At 39.9% G+C, this 23,553-nt stretch carries 17 protein-coding genes; 7 read left to right on the top strand and 10 right to left on the bottom strand.

Annotation, left to right across the window (positions count from 1 at the left end; genetic code table 11):
• Positions 1 to 3 precede the first annotated feature (3 nt).
• Positions 4 to 2,670 (top strand): ATP-binding protein, encoded by a 2,667-nt coding sequence (locus AC27JR_RS16070; protein ID WP_487174146.1) that lies wholly within the window; start codon positions 4 to 6, stop codon positions 2,668 to 2,670.
• A 129-nt stretch (positions 2,671 to 2,799) separates the two neighbouring features.
• A complete protein-coding gene (gene add, locus AC27JR_RS16065; RefSeq protein WP_076919928.1) occupies positions 2,800 to 3,801 on the top strand; it encodes an adenosine deaminase in 1,002 nt (333 codons plus the stop codon).
• Between the two features lie 69 nt (positions 3,802 to 3,870).
• Here the strand turns inward: add and AC27JR_RS16060 are convergent, their stop codons facing one another.
• From AC27JR_RS16060 to AC27JR_RS16040, 5 genes are all read right to left on the bottom strand, one after another.
• Positions 3,871 to 4,284, bottom strand: coding sequence for a CBS domain-containing protein (locus AC27JR_RS16060; protein WP_008468590.1), 414 nt, complete (start codon positions 4,282 to 4,284; stop codon positions 3,871 to 3,873).
• Between the two features lie 161 nt (positions 4,285 to 4,445).
• Positions 4,446 to 5,159: an NAD(P)H-flavin reductase gene (gene fre, locus AC27JR_RS16055; RefSeq protein WP_008468592.1), complete on the bottom strand. Its 714-nt coding sequence runs from the start codon at positions 5,157 to 5,159 to the stop codon at positions 4,446 to 4,448.
• Positions 5,160 to 5,253: 94 nt separating this feature from the next.
• The gene (gene ubiD / locus AC27JR_RS16050; RefSeq protein ID WP_138605419.1) at positions 5,254 to 6,720 is read right to left on the bottom strand and encodes a 4-hydroxy-3-polyprenylbenzoate decarboxylase; all 1,467 of its coding nucleotides are present in this window, start codon (positions 6,718 to 6,720) and stop codon (positions 5,254 to 5,256) included.
• Between the two features lie 71 nt (positions 6,721 to 6,791).
• Positions 6,792 to 8,822 carry a methyl-accepting chemotaxis protein gene (locus AC27JR_RS16045; RefSeq protein WP_487174144.1) on the bottom strand — a complete coding sequence of 677 codons (2,031 nt, stop codon included), beginning with the start codon at positions 8,820 to 8,822 and terminating at the stop codon, positions 6,792 to 6,794.
• Positions 8,823 to 8,889: 67 nt separating this feature from the next.
• Complete coding sequence (locus AC27JR_RS16040) at positions 8,890 to 9,180, bottom strand: MliC family protein (protein WP_487174142.1); 291 nt, start codon at positions 9,178 to 9,180, stop codon at positions 8,890 to 8,892.
• Positions 9,181 to 9,290: 110 nt separating this feature from the next.
• Here AC27JR_RS16040 and AC27JR_RS16035 point away from each other — a divergent pair, with 110 nt between their 5' ends.
• On the top strand, positions 9,291 to 10,202 hold the full coding sequence (locus AC27JR_RS16035) for a DUF808 domain-containing protein (protein ID WP_487174141.1): 912 nt from the start codon (positions 9,291 to 9,293) through the stop codon (positions 10,200 to 10,202).
• Between the two features lie 21 nt (positions 10,203 to 10,223).
• Here AC27JR_RS16035 and AC27JR_RS16030 read toward each other — a convergent pair whose 3' ends face one another.
• Together AC27JR_RS16030 and AC27JR_RS16025 are read right to left on the bottom strand one after the other, a co-directional pair.
• Positions 10,224 to 11,165 carry a tetratricopeptide repeat protein gene (locus AC27JR_RS16030; protein ID WP_487174140.1) on the bottom strand — a complete coding sequence of 314 codons (942 nt, stop codon included), beginning with the start codon at positions 11,163 to 11,165 and terminating at the stop codon, positions 10,224 to 10,226.
• 135 nt (positions 11,166 to 11,300) lie between these two features.
• On the bottom strand, positions 11,301 to 13,376 hold the full coding sequence (locus AC27JR_RS16025) for a TonB-dependent siderophore receptor (RefSeq protein ID WP_487174139.1): 2,076 nt from the start codon (positions 13,374 to 13,376) through the stop codon (positions 11,301 to 11,303).
• Between the two features lie 193 nt (positions 13,377 to 13,569).
• Here AC27JR_RS16025 and dbpA point away from each other — a divergent pair, with 193 nt between their 5' ends.
• Positions 13,570 to 14,958, top strand: coding sequence for an ATP-dependent RNA helicase DbpA (gene dbpA / locus AC27JR_RS16020; RefSeq protein ID WP_036934556.1), 1,389 nt, complete (start codon positions 13,570 to 13,572; stop codon positions 14,956 to 14,958).
• A 9-nt stretch (positions 14,959 to 14,967) separates the two neighbouring features.
• On the opposite strand, the gene AC27JR_RS16015 is transcribed toward dbpA, so the two are convergent.
• On the bottom strand, positions 14,968 to 15,549 hold the full coding sequence (locus AC27JR_RS16015; protein WP_008109066.1) for a DNA-J related domain-containing protein: 582 nt from the start codon (positions 15,547 to 15,549) through the stop codon (positions 14,968 to 14,970).
• A 171-nt stretch (positions 15,550 to 15,720) separates the two neighbouring features.
• Here AC27JR_RS16015 and AC27JR_RS16010 point away from each other — a divergent pair, with 171 nt between their 5' ends.
• A complete protein-coding gene (locus AC27JR_RS16010; RefSeq protein WP_487174138.1) occupies positions 15,721 to 18,543 on the top strand; it encodes a tetratricopeptide repeat-containing hybrid sensor histidine kinase/response regulator in 2,823 nt (940 codons plus the stop codon).
• A 79-nt stretch (positions 18,544 to 18,622) separates the two neighbouring features.
• On the opposite strand, the gene rho is transcribed toward AC27JR_RS16010, so the two are convergent.
• Positions 18,623 to 19,882 carry a transcription termination factor Rho gene (rho, locus tag AC27JR_RS16005; RefSeq protein ID WP_008109069.1) on the bottom strand — a complete coding sequence of 420 codons (1,260 nt, stop codon included), beginning with the start codon at positions 19,880 to 19,882 and terminating at the stop codon, positions 18,623 to 18,625.
• A gap of 184 nt (positions 19,883 to 20,066) precedes the next feature.
• Positions 20,067 to 20,393, bottom strand: a complete 327-nt coding sequence (gene trxA, locus AC27JR_RS16000; RefSeq protein ID WP_008109071.1) for a thioredoxin TrxA — start codon at positions 20,391 to 20,393, stop codon at positions 20,067 to 20,069.
• Between the two features lie 91 nt (positions 20,394 to 20,484).
• On the opposite strand from trxA, the gene rhlB reads away from it, so the two are divergent.
• Both rhlB and gppA read left to right on the top strand, forming a co-directional pair.
• On the top strand, positions 20,485 to 21,762 hold the full coding sequence (gene rhlB / locus AC27JR_RS15995) for an ATP-dependent RNA helicase RhlB (RefSeq protein WP_010392673.1): 1,278 nt from the start codon (positions 20,485 to 20,487) through the stop codon (positions 21,760 to 21,762).
• A gap of 45 nt (positions 21,763 to 21,807) precedes the next feature.
• The gene (gppA, locus tag AC27JR_RS15990; RefSeq protein WP_076919920.1) at positions 21,808 to 23,301 is read left to right on the top strand and encodes a guanosine-5'-triphosphate,3'-diphosphate diphosphatase; all 1,494 of its coding nucleotides are present in this window, start codon (positions 21,808 to 21,810) and stop codon (positions 23,299 to 23,301) included.
• The last annotated feature ends 252 nt before the right edge of the window (positions 23,302 to 23,553 follow it).

Genomic DNA, 23,553 nt, shown 5'->3' with positions numbered 1-23,553 from the left:
GTTGTGAAAAATGTATTTACACTTTCCTTTAGCCTCGCATGCGCTTACTTCTTTAGCGGTTACCTGAGTAATTTTTTATTTGCTGTTAATGGTTACGCGGTTGCCTCTTGGCCTCCTGCAGGTATTGCACTAGCGAGCTTTTTACTATGGGGGCGTCGCGCTTATGTGGGGATTTTTGCAGGCGCTGCTTTTGTTAATTTAATTCACTTAGACAATGCTGCTGATATTTTAAACTGGCAAGTATTATTGCAAGCTATTGGCGTCAGCTGTGCTGTATTTTCTCAGGCCTGGCTGGGTGCATTCCTCATTACCAAAGTTATTAAAGCGCCTCTTAATTTATCTTCCCTTAAACTCAGCATTCAAAGCTTGATGATTGGTGGACCGCTGTGTTGCGTCATAGCTGCTGGGTCAGGAACCATTCTGCTTGTTTTTAATCATATAATTAGCTCATCTGCTGCGCTTAGTACCTTTATTACCTGGTGGGTTGGTGACTCAATAGGGGTACTGATTTTTACCCCTTTAGTACTGGCTGTATTTAACTATTCGCAGTTACGTCATCGGCTTCAAGTTATTTTGCCTGCGTTACTTATTTACGCCATTATCAGTGTTAGTTTTTATGGTGCGGCTAGTGTAAAAAAACAAAAAGACATTCAAAAACAAGAAGCTAAAGTGATGATGACGCAAAGTGCCATTAATCAAAGGTTAGATGAAGTGGCTGCCCATCTATCTTTGTTAGGCGCATTTTTAGCAAGTAGCGAACAAGTTAGTCTTGATGAGTTTAATCATTTTACCTCTAAGCAGTTGAGCTACAGTGAAGAGATTTTAGCGTTAAATTGGGTACCAATCATTACTGCCAATTCTATTAATGAATCTACTAAATGGGACAAAAGTGTCGTTATAAAACAAAGAATGGCGAATGGACAATGGCAAAAAGCACCCTCTAGTAATATTTATTACCCCATAAAATACATTTACCCCTTAAAGAATATGCAAGATCTGTTGGGCTTTGATTTGAGCTCTGATGTGGGTATTCGCGACGCCCTTAATAAAGCAAAAATTCTTAATGAGTTGGTACTGAGTGAGCCATTTAAGCTAGCCCCTACAGACGAGGAATTAAGCGTACTTTTTATTTCCCCTGTGTTTGGAGCCCCTGATATTGAAGGCGATTTTAAAGGGTTTGTAATTGCCCTAGTGAGTTTAGCTAAGTTATCTGAGGCACTCTCGTTTGATAGTCGTGGTGAAGTTGCGATTAGTTTTACCGATATAAATAAAACAGATAACCAGCAACCCCTTTATGTAGCAGAACATAGTGCAATGAAGTTGTTAAAAGACTATCAATTGTTAATTGGTCATCAGTTATGGCAAGTAGAAATATACCAGCCTAAGACGCAATCAACCTGGCTAATTTATTGGTTAGCACAAATAGTAGGAATGTTGTTTGTTTGGCTACTGATTATGTTTTTAATTTCAGTGGTAGCCACTAATGTTCGTATACGGGAACAAGTTGCAAAGCAAACACTGACTTTGCGCCAGGAAAAGAAAAAAGCTGATGAAGCCAGTGAGATAAAAAGCCAGTTTTTAGCCAATATGAGCCACGAAATTCGCACTCCAATTAATGGTATCAAAGGCATGCATTACTTAGCACTGCAACAGCAGGACTGGCCGCAAGCGAAAGCTTACATAGAGCAAGCTGATGGTGCGGTCAGCGTATTATTGAGAGTGCTTAATGATGTGCTTGATTTTTCAAAAATGGAGGCGGGTAAACTTGAGTTAGTGCAGGAGCCTGTGGAGTTAAAGTCTCTAGCAAAAGAAGTTATGAGTTTAATGCAATTTGAAGTCAGTAATAAGTCTTTGTCGCTACAAGTTGAAGTCGACCAGGACGCTCCTTTAGTTGTTAATACTGATCCTATTCGTTTAAAGCAGGTACTGCTTAATTTATTAAATAATGCCGTTAAGTTCACTACTAAGGGCAGTGTCACATTAAAAATTTGGCAGTCAGCAAAAATGACTTATTTGAGTGTCAATGACACGGGGATTGGGATTAGCGAGAAAGCACAAAAACAGCTATTTAACCCTTTCTCTCAGGCTGATAGTTCAACCTCACGCCAGTTTGGTGGTACAGGGCTTGGTTTAAGTATTTGTAAAAAATTAGTGGAATTGATGGGAGGAGCAATTGATTTAAAAAGTAGTGAGGGTCACGGCTCTACGTTTACCTTTAGTTTACCGCTTCATTCACCATTACCTAAAGCACAATATTATTCAGGTAAGTTAGATAAAATAGATATTAGCAATTTAACATTGGCGAAGTATCGTTTACTGCTAGTTGAAGACAACCCATTAAATCAACATGTGGCTACGGCTATTTTAAAAACCAAGCAGGGTGTTGTAGATATTGCTAATAACGGCCTTGAAGCGATTAAAATGCTAAGCGATAAAAAGTATGACTTAGTGTTGATGGATATTCAAATGCCGCAAATGGATGGCTTACAGGCAACGAAAGTGATTCGTAATGAGTTAGGTTTTTTAGATTTACCCATTATTGGCTTATCTGCTAATGCGCACGAACAAGACGCTAAAAAAGCGGTTAATGTGGGTATGGATAACTATATAACCAAACCTATTGATGCTGATGCACTGTTTAAAATGATTTGGTTTTATTTATCACGTTAGAGATTAAGCCACTCTTTTATATAAAAAGCAGACATAAGACCTCCTAGCGCTAATTTAAATATTCTACACTTGAAATATTACTATACCTGCGTATCATTCGCGCAATTTTAATTCAACCGAGTAGCTATTATGATCAATAGAAAAATACCTTTGCTAGATATTCACCGTCATTTAGATGGTAATGTACGCGCGCAAACCATACTAGAACTTGGTCGTCAGTTTAATATCGCTTTACCCGCGGACAATGTTGAAGCACTTATTCCTCATGTTCAGGTTATTGATCCTGAACCAAACTTAATGGCATTTTTACAAAAGCTTGATTGGGGAGTGACGGTACTAGGTGATTACGATGCCTGTAGACGCATTGCGATAGAGAATATTGAAGATGCGCAAGCGCAAGGCCTTGATTACGTAGAGCTGCGTTTTAGCCCTTATTATATGGCACAAAGCCAAGGCCTACATCCTCAAGGGGTTGTTGAGGCGGTGGTTGATGGTATCCGCAGTGCAACAAAAGATGCTGATATAAAAGCAAACTTAATTGGTATTTTATCTCGTACATACGGTGTTAAAACCTGCCAGCACGAGTTAGACGCGTTACTTGCCTTTAAAAATGACTTAGTCGCCGTAGATTTAGCCGGTGATGAAATTGGTTACCCTGGCGAGCTGTTTGTTGATCACTTTAAACAAGTACGTGATGCGTATTTAGCTGTTACTGTGCATGCTGGTGAAGCGTTAGGTGCGCCAAGTATTTGGCAAGCATTAAACGAGCTTGGTGCAAGCAGAATAGGCCATGGTGTTAAAGCGATTGAAGATCCCAAACTAATGGATTATTTACGCGATAACCGCATTGGTATTGAATCATGCTTAACCAGTAATATTCAAACCAGTACAGTGAATGATTTAACCAAACATCCACTTAAGCAGTTTTTAGATCATGGCATTTTAGCCTGCCTTAACACGGATGACCCAGCTGTTGAAGGCATTGAAATTGAGTACGAGTACGCAGTGGCAGCACCAAAAGCAGGTTTGTCACAAGCCGATATGGAAAAAGCGCAAGCGAATGCGCTTGAAATTGCCTACTTAAGTGACGCTGATAAAAGTGCACTTAAAGCCAAAGTAGCACAGCGTTAAATTGCTTATATTAACCTGAACTCTGGTTAAGATATTTATTAACAATGCCACTGTTTACAGTGGCATTTTTTATATGTGCGCATTACAACTAACGTAATTATTATAAAGTGCTTTTAATATATCGGCACGGCTGATCATACCTACCACTACACCGCCATCGATTACGGGATAATTTTTAGGTTTACCGGGCTTCATTTGTTCTGCTAATTCCATAATATTGGTATCGCCGTGCACGGTTACCACATCTGTTTGCATCAACTGCGATACCTTAACCATACCATCACAAAAATAACTGCTTTGCATTAAGGGTTTAAGTAACTCCTGTTCTGAGATAAAGCCAACAAGCACCTTATTATCATCAAATACCGGTGCGCCAAGTAGTTTAAATTTTTGTAGCTCAGCAATGGCTGTGGTCATTTCTGTATTAGGGGTGATATGAGGCAACTTGTGTTGCATAAAATCTTTTACTTTTGTATTTAACATTTAGGTTTCTCCCGCTTAATGTTCTATACAAAGTATGGTTTATAGATTGGATTTTAGGAAATTGTTTATGTTGATGAGCTTAATAGGTAATAACAATCATAGTTCTAGCAATTAAAACAATTAAGGCACCCTAAGGTGCCTTAAAAATAATGCATTTGCTTTTATTTTATAAAAGCAAATGCATCCGCGTACATGTTTTCGCGAATGGCGCCATGATTTATAAAATCATCACGTACTATGCCAATCATGTCAAAACGACCTGCCATATAAATATCGTAAGGTTCTAACGACATAATATCGCTCATCACCGCTTTATGTACATAACCAGTGTGGCCAGTCCAGCTGTCGGTAGGATGTTCTACTACAGGAATAAATTTAAAGTTTTTACGGCTATCTGCCCATGCTTGCATTTGCGTATGAGCATACAGCGCCGACTCTTCTTTTACACCCCAGTAAAATAGCACCGGGCGCTCACAGTTGATTTCAGCTAAATGCTCAGCCATTGACTTTGCGTAAGAAAAACCAGTACCGCCGGCGAGTAAAATAATTGGACGCTCGCACTGCAAACGCAGCTGAGAAATACCTAAACCCGCTTCAATAGTTACGGTTTGGTTATCGTTGTGGGCACTACGAAGGTGCTCTAATGACTGCATCGCATAAGAGTCTGCGTTTGATGCGCCAATGTGTAATTCTAAAGCATCCGTTTGTGAAGGGCGACTCGCGATTGAAAACGCGCGTTTATCTTTCTCACCTAAAACCAATTGTAAATATTGGCCAGCTTCAAATGCTACAGGCTGTTGCGGCTTTAAAATAACTTTATGAACAAATTCTGTTAGTGGGCTGATAGAGACAACTTCAGCGAGTAATGTTTGCATGTTTTACCTTAAATTAGCGGATACGCACTTTATTTGAGCAATAATAGCATATCCGCAGGGTGAGTTTATAGCCTAGGGCCCTAGACCAAAGTCGTTAAAGAATATCTAAGCTATCCCAAAGTTCATCAACGCGATCTTTAGTCGCTTGATCCATGACAATAGGTTCGCCCCATTCGCGAGTTGTTTCACCTGGCCATTTATTAGTTGCATCCATGCCCATTTTTGAACCTAGGCCCGATACGGGCGATGCAAAATCTAAATAATCAATTGGCGTGTTTTCAATTAACGTGGTGTCGCGCGCAGGGTCCATACGAGTAGTGATAGCCCAAATTACATCGTTCCAATCTCTAGCGTTAATATCATCATCACAGACAATAACAAATTTAGTGTACATAAATTGTCGTAGGAATGACCAAACTCCCATCATTACGCGCTTGGCGTGACCTGGGTATTGCTTTTTCATTGTCACCACAGCCATGCGGTAGGAACAACCTTCTGGCGGCAAATAAAAATCGACAATTTCTGGAAACTGCTTTTGTAAAATTGGCACGAATACTTCGTTTAGTGCCACCCCTAAAATAGCCGGCTCATCCGGCGGACGGCCAGTAAAAGTACTATGATAAATAGGGTCTTTACGATGTGTAATATGGGTGACCGTCATGACTGGGAAATCATCGACTTCGTTGTAGTAGCCTGTGTGGTCGCCATATGGACCTTCCGGCGCCATCTCTCCTGGCATAATATGCCCTTCAAGTACGATTTCTGCACTGGCTGGTACTTGTAAATCATTCGAGATTGACTTAACTACTTCAGTTTTACTACCACGTAGTAAACCTGCAAAGGCATATTCGCTTAGTGTATCTGGAACGGGGGTAACAGCGCCTAAAATAGTCGCAGGATCTGCACCTAATGCCACCGAAACAGGGTAGGGCTGACCAGGGTGTTCTTTACACCACTCTTGAAAATCAAGCGCGCCACCGCGATGAGATAACCAACGCATAATGATTTTATTTTTACCCAATAGCTGTTGACGGTAAATCCCTAAATTTTGGCGCTTTTTGTGAGGCCCTTTGGTAACGGTTAAACCCCAAGTAATCAAAGGTGCAGCATCGCCAGGCCAGCAGTGCTGAATAGGAAGCTTAGTTAAGTCAACGTCGTCACCTTGTAAAATAACTTGTTGGCAGGGGGCTTTTTTAACTTCTTTAGCCGGCATATTAAGTACTTGCTTGAATACCGGAATTTGTCCGAGCGCTTCTTTAATGCCTTTTGGCGGCTCAGGTTCTTTTAGAAATGCGAGTAATTTTCCTACTTCACGTAATTCACTCACATCTTCTTGGCCCATACCCATAGCTACACGCTTAGGGGTACCAAACAAGTTAGCTAAAACGGGAATGTCGTACCCTTTAGGGTTTTCAAATAATAAAGCAGGGCCTTCGGCACGCAGTGTGCGGTCAGCAATTTCGGTCATTTCAAGATACGGGTCAATTTCTTGGCTGATGCGTTTTAACTCGCCTCGTTTTTCAAGTAAATCGATAAAATCGCGTAGATCTTTGTATTTCATTGTGGGCCGTTACTTAGCAAAAAGTTAAAAGTATTATACCCAGTTCATACAAGCCAAGTCATTAGCTGCGCTTAAAACTTAAAGCGCTCTACTGCACCTTTTAATGAGTGTGCAAGTTGATTAACGTCTTCACTTTCGCTTGCTAGGGTCGTTGCATTGTTGGCGTTTAAGGTGGCCTGCTCGGTTACCTTAGCCATTATTTGTTGAATATCGGTGCTGTTTGTAAGTTGTTCATGTGAGGCATGAGCAATCTCTTTACTCATAGCATTAACCGATACCAGCGTGCTTTTAATACGCTCAACGGCACTATTTAGTTCAGTGCTGTTTTCAACGCAGTGCTTAGCCTGTTGTTGCCCATCATTTATTTCAGTTTGAGTGGTTTGAGTATGCTGCTGTAGTGTGTTGATCATGGTGGTAATTTCGCTAGTAGAGCTTTGCGTACGAGCTGCAAGCGAGCGGACTTCATCTGCTACTACGGCAAACCCGCGACCATGTTCACCGGCCCGCGCCGCTTCAATTGCGGCATTAAGTGCCAGTAAATTTGTTTGCTCTGCAATACTGCTAATGGTATCGACAATGGCGCCAATTAGTTGCGTATATTGCGCTAATTCTTCTGTACTGCTTACTGCTCTATCTAAGCGGCTTAAAAGTGCCTCAATGCTTTGGCTATTATTGTTTGCAATGTCGTTTACGTCATTAGCAAATTGCGAGGCATTAGTAATTTCATCTGAAGTGCTTTGCGCTTGCTCGTATACGGCTTGTGAGCTTAGTAACATTTGCTGTGCTAATGAGGTTGCTTGTGCACTACGTTCCAGCTGTTGCTTAGCAACAATGGTCATTTGCTGGCCTTTTTCGCTGGTTTGAATCGCTGAATTATCGAGTTCGTAAGCGTCGTTACTAATGGCTTTTATTAAGTGAGTTAAATCATCACAAAGCTTATTAGTGTTGTGCATTAGCGTACCAAATTCATCTTTACTGTGGGGATTGCTACGCTGAGAAAAGTCACCTGAGGCTATGCGAGCAAGTTCTTTATTCACCTTTTTAAGCGGTTTTAGCATGGCGTTAGTAGTAAATACTGAAATAATAATCAGCAATGCAATTAATACAAACGCAATAATAATCACTAAGCTAGAGCCGGTATTAATCGCTGATTTAGCGCTATCTTGTAGAAAGTTAAAGCGCGTGTCAGCCAGTTTATTAAGCTCAATCAATTGATTTTCAATACTAATAAAGGCGTTTTGAAAGCTTTCAAAACGCTGATCAACTTTGTCTTTATTATTGAGCACAGTATTTTGCAATGCATACAGCCCATTAGGATTATTTAATAAGCTACTTAAATCATCAAATGCTGTAATAAGCTCATTTGTGTTGAGTTTATTAGCAATTGGGGTGGCTTGTTGCTCTAAGTAACTAAGATTAGATTTAATATTGTCGAGTAAAAAAGAGGTATCTTGCTGATGATCGTTTATATTTTCTGACGTGGTTATTTGCCCAATTCCTTTGACATTATTATTTAAAGTAAATAATAAATCATCAACACGAGTCGCTGTGCCAAATACTGCATTCAAAAGTGATTGCTGGTTGCTCGCCACGTTTATGAGCTCTATATCAAGTAAGCGGTTACTGAGTTCACGAAGTTGTTCATTAAACGTAATTGTTAGTGCTGCGGCTGAGCTTTGCGCCTTAAAGCGTTGCTCTTTTGCTGCAAGCATGTCGTTGCTTATTGTATTTAGCTTGGTGAAGTCATTATTAATAGTAACGAGTAATGTTTGCATGCCTTGCTGCTGGGCAACTTGCGCTTTGAGTGTTTCTAATTTACTAAAAAACTGCGTTTGTTCGGCGTGCGCCTGTTTTTTATTTTCCAGCAGTAAATTAAGTTTAGTTTGGCTATAAGCAATGGCATTAAATTTAGTAATAGAAAGGAGTGATAAGCGCAGATCTTTACTCGCTTGTTGTACAGGCACTGCCAAGGTTTCTATACGCGTGTTAGTAGTACTAATTTGATTTAGCGACCAGTAAAAAAATAGACTGCTAGTAAGCATTAACAAGCCAATGGCTGAAAAGGCTAAAATTATTTTATGTTTGATGGCAAGAGATTGCATAACTTTATCAACAATATTAAGACTTTTGTTAGTGTAGCAAGTTTTTTAATGCGATGTTAGTCATTGGTTAACCAGTGTTGCAGTGATACTTTTTACCTTTAATTATTAGCATGGCTTGCTCGCCTTTGCTCCAAAATAACACCTCTTGATTAATGTATTTACTGCCTGAAGCACTCACCTCATGATTCAACATATAATCATGATCATAAAAGCTCAACTTTGCTTGTTTGTTGCTAATAATATCAAGTTTTGCAGGTGCGCTATTGCATATATAGTTATTAATGCTTGGCTGCTTATTGCATGCAGTCAGGACTATTAAAGCAATAATAACGGTAGTGTGTTTTATTGGTTTCATCATTTATCTATTTCATCGGCTGTTAATTAGGAGCTTAGCAAAGCTAAATTAACCGTTGGTGAAAATATCGCTTTACGTTATGTTTAAGATCTTATTTTTAGTGAGGAAATGTCATGGCTGGCAGCAACCTTTTAACATTATTGGATGATATAACGACTTTGCTGGATGATATTGCGACCATGAGTAAAGTTGCGACAAAAAAAACAGCAGGGGTGCTTGGTGATGATTTAGCACTTAATGCGCAGCAAGTTACAGGGGTCACCGCCGATAGGGAGCTGCCGGTAGTATGGGCGGTAGCAAAAGGGTCGTTTTTAAATAAAGCGATATTAGTTCCTGCTGCGTTATTAATTAGTGTGTGGTTGCCTTGGCTAATTACTCCCCTTTTAATGATAGGTGGCTTATTTTTATGTTTTGAAGGCGCAGAAAAAGTATTTGCTCGTTTTTTACCTCATCATCAAGAAGCTATAGAGGATGGTGAAAATTTAGATTTGGCAGAGTATGAAAAGCAAAAAGTTAAAGGGGCAATTCGCACTGATTTTATTCTTTCCGCTGAAATTATTGTTATTACATTAGGTACGGTCGCAGGGGCGACATTAATGAACCAGGCGCTGGTATTGAGTGTGATTGCCATCATCATGACAATTGGCGTTTATGGACTGGTTGCAGGAATTGTAAAACTTGATGATGCGGGCTTATATTTACTTAATCAATCCAAACTTTCCGCAAGTAAGTTTAAAGAATTACTCGGCAAAGCCTTATTAGCTGCAGCCCCACGGTTAATGCAGTTTTTAGCCTTTGCGGGCACGGTGGCGATGTTTTTAGTGGGTGGTGGAATTTTAGTACACGCAATTGAGCTTTTGCATCATACCCAAGTGGATGTAACTCATTATGCGCAGTCGGTTGCTGGTAGCACGGGAGAAATACTAGCCCCTTTAGTATTTGACGGACTGTTAGGAATAGGTGCTGGTTTGGTTATTGTGATTATGCATGTCGCTTATACTAAGTTTTTTAAAACAAATAATTAGCGGTGGCAACGCTACTTTATTTTATTCGCACTGAGTTGTTTTGCATAGTTGCTCAAGTTCGTCTTTAGCTTTGCTATTACCTTGAGCAATGGCTTTTTTATACCAATAAATCGCCTGCTGAATGTTCTTTTTTGTACCTTGTCCATCACGATACATTTGAGCAAGATTTAGTTGACCCCATTGTGAGCCTGAGTTTGCTGCTAGGTTAAAGCTTTCAAGCGCTTCGTTATATTGCTTATCTTTATAGTAAATAATCCCTTGCTGATTATTCTCATCGAGCTTTAAGCCTTTATAAAGAGGCTTAGGTTTAGGTGGAAACATTACAAACCCGCCATAAAGCGAATATGCTTGTGGGCGTAGCACGTCAAATATAATGTCATCATCGTATAAACGTTTTATTTCATTACGAGGCAGGGTAATAGTTCGAGAGGAAAAATAATCTCTTTGTACTAATAAACTTGCACGCATCGCTGCGGTAATGGCGCTACTGCGCTTATAGCTGTAATTACTCACTTGAAACGTTATAAATTGCTCATCAAAGCTTAGCACTTGCGCAACTTTTAAATTAGTGAGAGTCCATGGTTCGTGAGTGAATTTATCGGCTTTGACTAAATAGGTATCATAAGCTTTTGGGGAGGTAAAATAGCTTTGTTTTAGTATTTCAGTGTTGAGATGCTTTTGGTAAAAAAATAACAGCCCCCACAGTAATAAAATTAATCCAACGCAGTATTTTGGTAGGCTAAGCTTTTCAAGCAGAGGTAACGTTTTAATATTGATAGCCTCACTATGTCCGCATTGATAGCACTCGCGTTTATAACTTAACTTTATCGGAAATATAGGAAAAATGGTAAAGCGTAAAAAGCGGCTTTGATTAACTAAGTGATAGCTGTTGCTTTTGCAGCCAGGGCAGCACTGAACGTGTGTAAAATGAGGAAATGACTGACTAGTATTGAAAAGCAACATAATAAGGCTCCTTGTTAATTTACAACTTTAGAGCAAGTGATAAATTAGTAAAGCAGCAAACTGTAAGTAATTATGTCATAAAGGATTAGTTTATAAAGCCCATACTTTTTAATATGGGCTTTATAAAGAATGAGCTTAGAAGCTAAATTGTGCGGCTAAACGCACGCTTGTGCCTTCACCTACGGTAACGTTATTTAAACCGCCACCGGCTAGGTAGTTTTTATCAAATAAGTTCTCGATGTTTAAACGTAAGTTAATATCTTTGTTACTTAAGTTAAGCTTGTAGGTTGCGCCAATATCAACACGCGTATATCCCTCTTTTGTTACGGTGTTAGCGTTATCGGCAAAACGTTCTCCTTCGTAAAACGCACCGGCATTAAAAGCAATAGCGTCGTTGAGTTCATAACGTGTCCATAAAGAGGCAGACCATTTTGGAGCATCAGTAGGGCGTTTGCCTTCTAATTTTTCATCGCGTTCATAGTTAGCATCTAAATACATGGTTGATGCCATAACAAATAAACGGTCAGTAGCGGCACCTTGAGCTGCAAGCTCAAAGCCTTTATGGCGTTGCTCACCTGCCTGTGTGGTGATGCTGGTTATATCACCGATAGGGTTAATAAGATCTTCGCTCACTAAGGTACCTGTTTTGCTAATATCAAATAAGGCACCGCTAAGCATTAATCGGTCATCAAACAGTTGCCATTTTACCCCAACTTCCTTTTGCTCAGAGGTAATAGCATCGAGCTTCATGCCATTATTAACATCACTTGTATTTACCAATGTTTCGTTTTGCGGCTCAAACCCTTCTGAGTAACTAGCATAAACAGTTGCAGAGGCATGAGGATGGTAAAGTACGCCAACCTTAGGTACGAACGATTCGTTATTGCTGTTTTCTTTACTTTGTTTATCGTAACGACCACCTAGCGATACTTGCCATTCTGGTGAGAATGAAATTAAGTCTTGGATATAAATCCCGTAATAGTTGTAAGCAGACGAGCTAATAGTGTCATCTGACTTGTAACTTATATTAGGGCGATTAGGCTCATTTTGACCGGCAGAAAAATTAATCGTATCAGCAGATGTACGTAATTGGCCGTAGTAATAATCCAGTGAGTTAGCGCCTATAAGTAATTGATGATGCACACCCAAGGTTTCAAATTCGCCAATGAAGTCAATAAAAGCAGTTTTAAACTGCCAATCATCAAAGCGATCGTAAGGACGTGACTGGTAACTATCACCTTCGATAAAGTCACTTGGCTTACGTGGTGCTGACTCAAAGCGCTGACGTTCAAACGTTTGCTCGTTGTAGCCTAAATTTACCTGCCAGTTGTCGGTTAAAAATACCTTAAAATCAATACCCATGTTTTCAACAGTAATATCGGTAAAGGCCCATGACATATCACGAATTGTTTTGTCATCGCCAATAATGTTGGCATCATTATCTATCCAAGCGCCAGTATCTAAGCCAGCTTCGTCATCAGTGCGATCATAATGCACGCGCACTAAGGCGTTATCGCTAATATCGTAATCAACCACTAAGGCACCTAAAAAGCGATCGCGTTCACGGTTATCACCGTTTTGGTATTCTCGCCAGTATTCAACATCTTGTTTTACTAATACACCGCGGGCACGTAGATCTTCAGCCTCGGTAAGTGCGCCGCCAGCATCAAGCATAAAGCGAGTTGAACCATGCTGATCAACATCGGCACTGGCATTAAATAACGTTTGCGCAGTCGGTTTTTTGGTTACCATATTCACTAGGCCGCCAGGCCCTGATTGCCCGTATAAAATACTTGAAGGGCCTTTAATAACTTCTACTTGCTCTAAAATCTCAATGGGTTGCTGGTAATGAGACCAATGCTGGTGGCCATCACGCAGGTAGCCGGTTGATGAACTTAATTCAAAACCACGTAAGTTAAACACTTCTCTGTTTCGTTGTTTAGAGCCCGGCGTTAAACTCGCGTCATTACTTAGCACTTCACCTAAGGTTGTTGCTAGTTGTTCATTAACTATGGTGTCTGTAATAACAGTGACTGACTGTGCGGTATCGAGTAATGAAGTAGAGGTTCTCATTGCACCACTGGCATTATCTACTTTGTAGTCGTTGAAGTAACTGCCTTTAACTTCAATACGTTCTATATTTGCGGTGTTGGCAAGTGCATTTGCAGAGGTGCTGGCTAAAAGTGCGATAAAAAGAGGGTTAAGTTTCATTAGTAGCTTCCGGCTTAGGATTATTAGAATAGTAAAACGCCGCAGATCTTAATGAAAATAACTATCATTTGCAATATCTTTATTTGCACTTTTAATCGTGCGTTGTTAATGGTTGCCAATTGTTAATTCTGCTATTATTAGCAGCATATTTATTGAGACTTTTCTCAAGTTATTTTTTGCTATGGAATTTACTGTGACTGCAACTGCTTTTTCATCGTTGGCCTTACCTTCAGGGTTAGTCGATAACTTATCGACACTTGGCTACACCCAAATGACGCCTGTACAGGCGCAAAGCCTTCCGCCTGTTTTAAGTGGCAAAGATATTATTGCCCAAGCAAAAACGGGTTCAGGTAAAACAGCGGCATTTAGTTTGGGCGTTTTAGCCAAACTGAATGTAAAACGCTTTCGTATTCAGTCGTTAGTATTGTGCCCAACTCGCGAGCTTGCAGAGCAAGTGGCGGTTGAGATGCGTAAACTAGCGCGCGGTATTCATAACATTAAGATTTTAACTTTGTGTGGCGGAGTTTCAATTGGCCCACAAATTGGCTCGCTCGAACATGGTGCACATATTATTGTGGGTACACCGGGACGAGTTGACGATCATATTCGTAAAGGTACATTGCGTTTAGATGATGTTGAAACTCTGGTACTAGATGAAGCCGATCAAATGCTTGATATGGGCTTTCAAGACACACTTGATGCCATAATTGAGCGCATTCCAACAAATCGTCAAACGTTGTTATTTAGCGCTACTTTTCCAAAATCAATCGAAGCGATTGCTAAGCGTGTACTTAGTAATCCAGAAATGATTAAAGTAGAAGAGCAGCAAGAAAAAAGCACGATTAAGCAATACTTCTACAAAATGGATAATAATAAACAGCGCTATCCAACGCTTAAGCTGCTACTTCTTAAATTTACCCCGCAAAGCTGTGTGGTGTTTTGTAATACTAAGGTTGAAACACAGCAAGTATGTGATGACTTAGCTGATGAAGGCTTTAGTGCGGTGGCACTGCATGGTGATTTAGAGCAGCGTGACCGTGAGCGCACATTGATTCATTTTGCCAACAAAAGTGCGTCTATTTTAGTGGCTACTGATGTAGCGGCGCGAGGCTTAGATATTGATGACATGGATATGGTGATTAACTATCACTTAGCTCACGATCCACAAACCCATGTACATCGTGTTGGTCGTACCGGACGAGCAGGTAAAAAAGGGATTGCGTGTTCTATTTACGGTGAAGCAGAGCAATTTAAAGTGGCTCAAATTGGTGACCATTACGAGCGTGACTTTACTCCTGAGCCAATGCCATCATATAACCTATTAGATAAGCCGCCATACAAACCTGAAATGGTGACGCTGATGATAGATGCAGGCAAAAAGCAAAAAGTGCGCGCGGGTGATATCTTAGGCGCACTAACTGGAAAAGACGGTGTTGCTGGGCGCCAAGTTGGCAAAATTAACGTGCTTGATAACGTGGCGTTTGTTGCGGTAGAGCGTAATTCATCTAAGCCAGCGTTACGCAAATTAACCGAAGGCAATATAAAAGGACGTAAAATACGTGCTCGTCGACTGACACGCTAGTTTTACATTTTAAGATGAGCAACTCGCCTTGAGTTGCTCATACTCTATTTTTAATTGTTTAAACACCTCATTATCACCCCCTTGTTTATCTGGATGATGCTGTACAGCAAGTTGTCGCCAGCGTTTTTGTAATGCCTTTAATGTGACTGGCGGGGTTAATTGCCAACGCGCCAACAATTGTTTTTGTTGCTCATTGTTCAGCGGAATTTCGCGATGGGCAGGCCGACTAAATTGTTGCCAAAAGCTATCTAATAACGCATTGACTTCAGCTGTAGATGTCTCAAAATTTTGCCAGTTTAAGTAATAGTCACGCAGTGGGTCGTTAGGATGTAGTTGGTTGTAACTGGGATTGTTTACTAGTTCAATATGTAAGCTTTTAACGAGTAATTGCTGTTTTGGCATTAATTGCTGTTGTAGCTGATAAAGCGCATTCATAATTAAAAAATTGCGCTTAAATAGGTCGCGCTCAGGCTCGGTAGCTAATGTATCAAGAAACCCACGTTGTTTTAACTCAGATGCTAAAGTATGAACCATCCACACTTTTTTATTGATTAATAGTTCAAAAATCTCATCTATCAGAGGGTTAAGCATTGTTTACAATCTATTAATTAGTGTATCTTGGATAAATTATCATATACCCAAATAACATGGAACCCCAAGGAGTGGGCGTGAGTGCCTGTTTTGAATTGGTTTAAATTAGATTGTTTATACTTGGTTTGGGTGTCATTTTGTTATAGCTAGCAAGGATTTAAGGATATTTTTATGCTGACTCAGTTAAAGCGCATCTGCTTTATTGGCCTTTTGGCTGTTTTAAGTAGTGCATCAAATGACGCTTTATCAAATGAGCAGCCAAGTTTGTTTGAGCAGTTTAACCTTGAACAAACATGGCCTGAAAAGCATCGCCTTGCAACCGATATCTTATCGAACCCTGATGTTCCAAATTTACAACGCATTACTATTTATAGTGATTTAGCTGAGCTGGCGTTTGCGCAGAGTGATTTAGCCAATGCACTCAAATATTTTAAATTGCTAGAGATCAGTAGTACGCTAAAAGATCAGCCTAAGCTTTACTTTCGTGCGATTAAAATGCAAGGAGTTGTGCTTTATTATCAAGGACTAGTGCAACAAGCAGTGGTTGATTATAACCGCGCGTTAAACATCGCTATCACGCTTAAAAATCCGATAAAACAGGCAAATTTACTCAGTAATATTGGGCTTGCTTACTTTGATATGTATAACATGGAGCTGGCTCTTGATTATTATCAGCAAGCCAAAGTCATTTATGAAAAAGAGGGGAGCGCGCAAGATAAAGCCGATATATTACATAATATTGCCGGTATTTATATTCGTCTCTCTCGATATGAATCAGCTCTTGAAATGTACCGTGAGGTTTTAAAAGTTTTTCAAGAACTTGGCGATGAAGATGGTGTTGCCCAAGCATACGGTAATATGGGGGTAGCGTACACAGAATCGAGACAGTACCAATTAGCACTGCATTATAATCAGTTGGCTTTACGTTACTATCAAAGCGTTAATAACGCGTTTCAACTTTCTACCAAACATACAAATTTAGCCACCATCAATCTTAAATTAAATAAATTTGATGTTGCCTTTTATCATGCTAATGCGGGCCAACAATACGCAATAGAAGCGGATAATAAGTCTTTATTAGCGGCAGCGTTACACGTGTTGTCAATTGTTCAATTTGTACAAGGTGATACGCAAAGTGCTAAGCAAACCTCAGAGCGCTCAATTACCCTTGCCAAAGAGTATAATAATGGCATGCGTATTAAAGATGGCTTAGGAATTGAGGCACTGATAAACGCGAGCTTAGGGGATTATGAAAAAGCCTTAAGTTTGCATCAACAGTATGTTGATTATCAACGTAGTGTTAATACCGAAGAAGCCTCAAAAGCGGTTAGTCAATTTCAAATTCAGTTTGAATCAAATCAGCTAAACCAGGAAATTAAGCAATTAAAACAACAACAATACTTACAAGAATTGCAAATAGCTAAGCGTTCACAGCTAACGTTTTTATTGGTGATTGTTGCCATATTGATTTTAATTACGGTAATTGCTGTTTATAAACGCCGCACAGAAAAACAAGCCAAGCTAAAGTTAACTGAGCAAGTTGAACAGCGCACTAAAGAGCTACAAAGTGTGGCACAAGAGCTGCGTGAAGCTAACGAGGTGAAAAGTCAGTTCTTAGCGAATATAAGTCATGAAATTAGAACACCGTTAACTGCGATTTTGGCACAAACTGATGATCTTATCAGTGGTCTATACAAGCCTGAGCAGTTACAAGATGAGCTTAGAGTAATACAGCGTCAAAGTGAGCATTTAAAAAGCTTGATTAATGATGTGTTGGATTTAAGTAAGATCGAAGCCAATCGATTAGAACTTAATATTAGCTGTTTTGATGTGGTGCAGCTTATCAACGATATTCACGCTATGTTTTCTCCTCAAACTAAAGCGAAAGGTTTGTCGTTAGTTTTAGAGTGCCAGTTAGATAAATCCTATTTTACGCGATTAGATTTAACGCGAGTAAAACAAATTCTTATTAATTTATGTGCCAATGCCATTAAGTTTACTCATAAAGGGCAAGTAACTATTGGTGTTAGTAAAACGGAGCAAGGGTTACTTTTTTCGATTAGAGACACTGGGATTGGCATGAGCTCATCTCAACTTAAACTTATTTTTGAATGTTTTAGCCAAGCCGATAACAGTATTAGTCGACGTTTTGGTGGCACTGGGTTGGGCTTGAGCTTGTCGCAGCAATTAGCGGCGATGATGGGTGGCTACATTAGTGTGGAGAGTGAGTTTAAAAAAGGCAGTGAGTTTTCATTTTATTTGCCCTGTGTACAAGTTGAAGAACAAAAGTGTTACAACGATCAGCAAGCTAAGTCGGGTGACGGGGAGCGGTTATTATCTGGTAAGGTAGTACTTGCTGAGGATCACAGTGATAACCGTAAACTGATCACTCGTTATTTACACTCACTTGGGCTGGAAGTGATTGCCGTTGAAAATGGTGAGCAAGCAGTAGAGCAAAGTTTAAAGCTGTACCCAGATTTAGTGCTTTTAGATATTCAAATGCCGGTTATGGATGGTATTTCAGCGTTTGAACTACTCAAACAATGTAGTTATGAACAACCTATCTTAGCATTGACGGCCAATGCTATGAGCCATGAAATTGATCATTATTTATCGCTTGGCTTTAGTGACTATTTAGCAAAGCCAATTGATAAAGAGTCTTTTTATACTGTACTAGCAAAATACTTAAATGCTGCAAATACTGAGACACCAACTGAAAAAAATCATGTTGATATGAGTGATTTAGTGACGAGCTTTCAACAGAGTTTAGCCGAAGAAAGCGAGCTTGTTGAGCAGCATTTTAAAGATGCAGATTATCAGGCGCTGCAAAAAGATAGTCACCGAGTATTAGGAGCGGCACAAATGTTCGAGTTTAAAGAGATAGCCATAGCTGCGAAAGCGCTAGACGATGAATTGCTTCAGCCACAACTTAATACACAAAAGCTAACTATATTAGTAAATAACTTACAGGCACTGTTTAAACAATACGAATAAATTAATTTACTCTGAAAACAAAAAAGACACCATTTGGTGTCTTTTTTATTTAAAAACGTTTATTTAACCAGTGTTCAGGTTACTGACGTTTCATCGAATCAAAAAACTCATCGTTGGTTTTACTCATCGATAGCTTATCAATTAAAAATTCCATGGCGTCAATTTCTGACATGTCATGGACTATCTTACGTAAAATCCACAGCTTTTGTAGCTCATCAGGCTTAGTAAGTAATTCTTCACGACGTGTACCTGAGCGGTTAAAGTCGATTGCTGGGAAAACACGTCTTTCCGCAATCTTACGGTTAAGGTGAAGTTCCATGTTACCCGTACCTTTAAACTCTTCGTAGATAACTTCATCCATTTTAGAGCCAGTATCAATAAGCGCAGTCGCAATAATTGTTAAGCTACCGCCTTCTTCAACGTTACGTGCAGCACCAAAGAAGCGCTTAGGTTTGTGAAGTGCGTTAGCATCAACACCACCGGTTAGTACTTTACCTGATGATGGAATAACCGTGTTATATGCACGTGCTAGACGTGTGATTGAATCAAGTAAAATAACAACGTCTTTCTTGTGCTCAACTAAACGCTTTGCTTTTTCGATAACCATTTCTGCAACTTGTACGTGGCGAGAAGCTGGCTCATCGAATGTTGATGCAATAACTTCGCCTTTTACTAGGCGTTGCATCTCAGTAACTTCTTCCGGGCGTTCATCAATAAGTAAAACCATTAATGTAACGTCAGGATGGTTATGTGTGATTGATTGCGCAATATTTTGTAGCAACATTGTTTTACCCGCTTTTGGCGGTGCTACTAATAAACCACGTTGGCCGCGGCCAATTGGTGATGCTAAATCAAGAACTCGTGCGGTAATATCTTCTTTACTGCCGTTACCACGTTCCATACGAAAACGTTCGTTTGCATGAAGTGGGGTTAGGTTTTCAAAAAGGATTTTAGTGCGAGAGTTTTCAGGTTTATCAAAGTTAACTTCGTTTACTTTCAGTAGAGCAAAGTAACGCTCACCGTCTTTTGGTGGACGAATAAGACCTGAAATAGAGTCGCCAGTACGCATACTAAAGCGGCGAATTTGACTCGGAGATACATAAATATCATCAGGGCCTGCTAAGTAAGAAGCTTCTGATGATCTTAAAAAGCCAAAACCATCTTGCAAGATTTCTAAAACACCACCACCGAAGATATTTTCTCCGCCTTTGGCGTGGGATTTAAGAATAGCAAAAATGATATCTTGCTTTCTCAAGCGGGCTACGTTTTCGAGCCCCATGGACTCAGCTTGGTTTACAAGCTCTTTTATAGACTTGTCTTTTAATTCGCGTAAATGCATATTGGTGGGTTCTTTATTACAGTTGTCATACTCAAAATCGCTTTATTAGATCGTTGAGTGAGGTTTGTTGAATATAACTAAGGATTAGTTGGCTTTATAAACTAGCAGGTCATTACAGCAGCGTCCAGTACTTCTGCAAAATAAATTTAAAAAAAGGGCCGAGAGCCCTTTTTTTAATTAACACTTAGATGTTGTTTTCTAAAAACTCAACTAATTGTGTTTTTGATAGTGCGCCTACTTTAGTGGCAGCTACTTGGCCGTCTTTGAAAAGTAGTAGTGTAGGGATACCACGAATACCAAACTTAGGTGGTGTACCTGCATTTTGGTCAATGTTTAATTTAGTGATCGTTACACGGCCATCAAATTCATCAGCAACTTCGCTTAGAATTGGGGCGATCATTTTACACGGTCCGCACCATTCTGCCCAAAAGTCTACTAGTACAGGTTTGTCTGATTGTAATACGTCAGCTTCAAAGCTATCGTCGGTAATTTGGATTATTTTCTCGCTCATTGCGCTCTCCGGTTTAGTTAGGCGAAATATTTAGTGCGTATTTAAACACTCTTGTTTCTTATTGCAAGTTTAAACGTTATGCTTAAACGCTATGACTAAGACACATTTGACCGATAAAAAGTTTTCAGACTTTGCTATTGCACCGGAAGTGGTTGCCGGGTTAACCGAAAGTGGGTTTGAATATTGCACACCCATTCAAGCTAAATGCCTACCTTTTATTTGTGAAGGACGCGATATTGCGGGCCAAGCACAAACAGGTACAGGCAAAACGTTGGCGTTTTTAACTGCCACGTGCCACCGGTTATTACAATCTAGCAAAGCACCTAGTAAACATCCAAGAGCCCTGATCATGGCCCCCACTCGGGAGCTTGCGATTCAGATACACAAAGATGCAAAAATTTTAGCGCCGCACTGTAATCTTAACTTAGGTTTAGTATATGGTGGCGAAGATTACGAAAAACAACGTGCACAACTAGAAAAAGGCGTTGATATTTTAATTGGCACCACAGGTCGCCTAATCGATTTATATAAGCAAGGCTGTTACACCCTTAATGAAATTGAGGTAGTCGTGCTAGATGAAGCCGATCGAATGTTTGATTTAGGCTTCATTAAAGATATTCGTTACATGTTCCGTCGTATGCCAGATACGTCAGAGCGTTTAAACTTATTGTTTTCTGCTACGCTGTCTTACCGAGTACAAGAGCTTGCATTTGAACACATGACTAATCCTGAACATGTGCAAATAGAGCCCGATGTAAAAACAGGTAAACGTATTCAAGAAGAGCTATTTCATCCTTCACAAGAAGATAAAATTAAGCTGTTGTTAACCTTGATTGAAGAAGAATGGCCTGAGAAAGCCATTGTTTTTGCAAATACTAAGCATAGCTGTGAAACCGTATACGCATGGTTAAAAGCAGACGGACATCGCGTGGGCATGCTCACCGGTGATGTTAACCAAAAGAAACGTCAGTCAATACTCGCGCAATTTAGTAAAGGCGAACTAGACTTTTTAGTAGCTACCGATGTTGCTGCACGTGGTTTGCATATTCCAGAAGTAAGTCATGTATTTAATTTTGACTTACCAGATGATTGCGAAGATTACGTTCACCGTATTGGTCGTACAGCTCGTGCAGGCGCTTCAGGTCATGCAATTAGTTTTGCGTGTGAGCAGTATGCTTATAACCTTCATGAAATTGAAGAATACATTGAGCACAGCATTCCATTATCGCATTACGATAAGAGTGCATTGCTAGATGATTTAACGAAGCCGACTATTCATAGAAAGCGTAATTTTTCCACTGGTCCACGTAATCGTAGTAATAACAACGGACGTCGCCCAAATAATGGTTACCAAAAAGGGCGGTCTTAACCGACCGTTAGTTTGATCGTATTTGTAACTAGAGGTTTTTGAACGGTGGGGCAACTTAAACCGCAAAAAAATGTATATGCAGTCATTGATTTAGGCTCAAATAGCTTTCATATGCTTATTGCTAAATCAATGGCGGGCGGCCTGCAAACAATAGGGCGCGTCAAACGTAAAGTAAGACTCGCAGCTGGGCTTGATGATAATAATTTATTGAGCTTAGAGGCTATGCAACGAGGCTGGGAGTGTTTAGCCTTGTTTGCAGAGCGGTTGCAAGATATTCCCACGCAAAACATCACCATTGTTGCCACTGCAACACTTCGCTTAGCAACCAACGCCGACGACTTTAAACTACGTGCTGAAGAAATATTAGGGCATAAAGTTAATGTTATTAGTGGCGAGCTAGAAGCGCGAACTATTTATAAAGGGGTTGCGCATACCTCTTCATGTACTGGCAAACAGCTGGTTATTGATATTGGTGGGGCGAGTACCGAGGTTGTTATTGGCCAAGGTTTTGAAGCACGTCACTATAAAAGTCTCAATATCGGCTGTGTGACCTTCCTCGAACGCTACTTTAAAGATTGTCAGTTAAATGAAGCAAACTTTAATGCTGCGATAAAAGCAGCGCGAAATGTTATTGATGAAATAGCACCTGAATATAAAACGGCTGGTTGGCAGCTTGCTTCTGGTGCATCAGGAACAGTGCAAGCTATTCAAGAAATTATGGTGGCGCAACATTTAAATGAAATGCTCACCCTTGAAAAGCTATACAGCATCAAACAACAATCCATAGCTTATAAAACAATAGCTGAACTCGACTTGCCTGGGTTAAGTGAAGAGCGACGGTTAGTGTTTGTATCTGGGCTGGCTATTTTAATTGCACTATTTGAGTCTCTTGAAATAGAACAAATGGGGTTAGCGGGCGGTGCTCTTCGTGAAGGTGTTTTATATAGCATGCTACCGGAGCTTCATAATACCGACATTCGTCAACGTACTATTGATGGTTTTATGAATCGTTATCATGTTGATCAAAAGCAAGCATCTCGAGTAGCAAGTTTAGCATTACTGCTAGCTAATGAAGTCAGTCAGTATTGGTCTATTGAAGCGCAAAGTGGATTGCCGCTTTTAAATGCCGTCGCGCAGCTGCATGAAATAGGTTTATTAATAGAGTATAAGCAGTACCATAAACATACCGCTTATATTTTAGAAAATACCGACATGCCTGGTTTTTCGCAATCAGAGCATAAAGTAATTGTTGCTATAGCACATAGCCATCGCTCAGACCTTCAAAAAGGATGCTTAGATCATTTAGGTGCACATAGTAGTGTTGCTGCGTATATTGTTCGACTATTACGTATTGCTGTTATTTTATCGATGCGCCGACAAGATGACGTGTTGCCAAACTTCAAGATAACAGCTGAGAATGAAGAGTTAGCGATTCAATTTGAAAATAATTGGTTAAAAAACCACCCGTTGATGGCAAGTGAGCTAAATCAAGAGATTAAGTATCAGAAAAAATGCGGTTGGAAACTTAAAGTTAGCTAGTTAAACCTACTTTTGCGCAGTTTTTAGTGGTTAAAATGAGCGTTTAGTCTAAATATCCAACGAACAGTCATTTATTTCAAGTTTTCTGCAAAAAAGGGTTGATCTGTTTTCGGATCTCCCTATAATGCGACCCCACTGAGACGGCAGAGCGCAACGCATAGCGGGGCACGAGCTAATCAGTGAGTCGAGTAAAACTTAGTTCTGAAAACTTTCAAGTTTAACAAAATTAAGTGTTGACAAAAAAATAGGAAG

This window comes from Pseudoalteromonas sp. NH0006-26 (assembly GCF_057552415.1).
The sequence above is the reverse complement of the archived record's forward strand: the minus strand, read 5'-3'. Positions and strand labels throughout refer to the sequence as shown.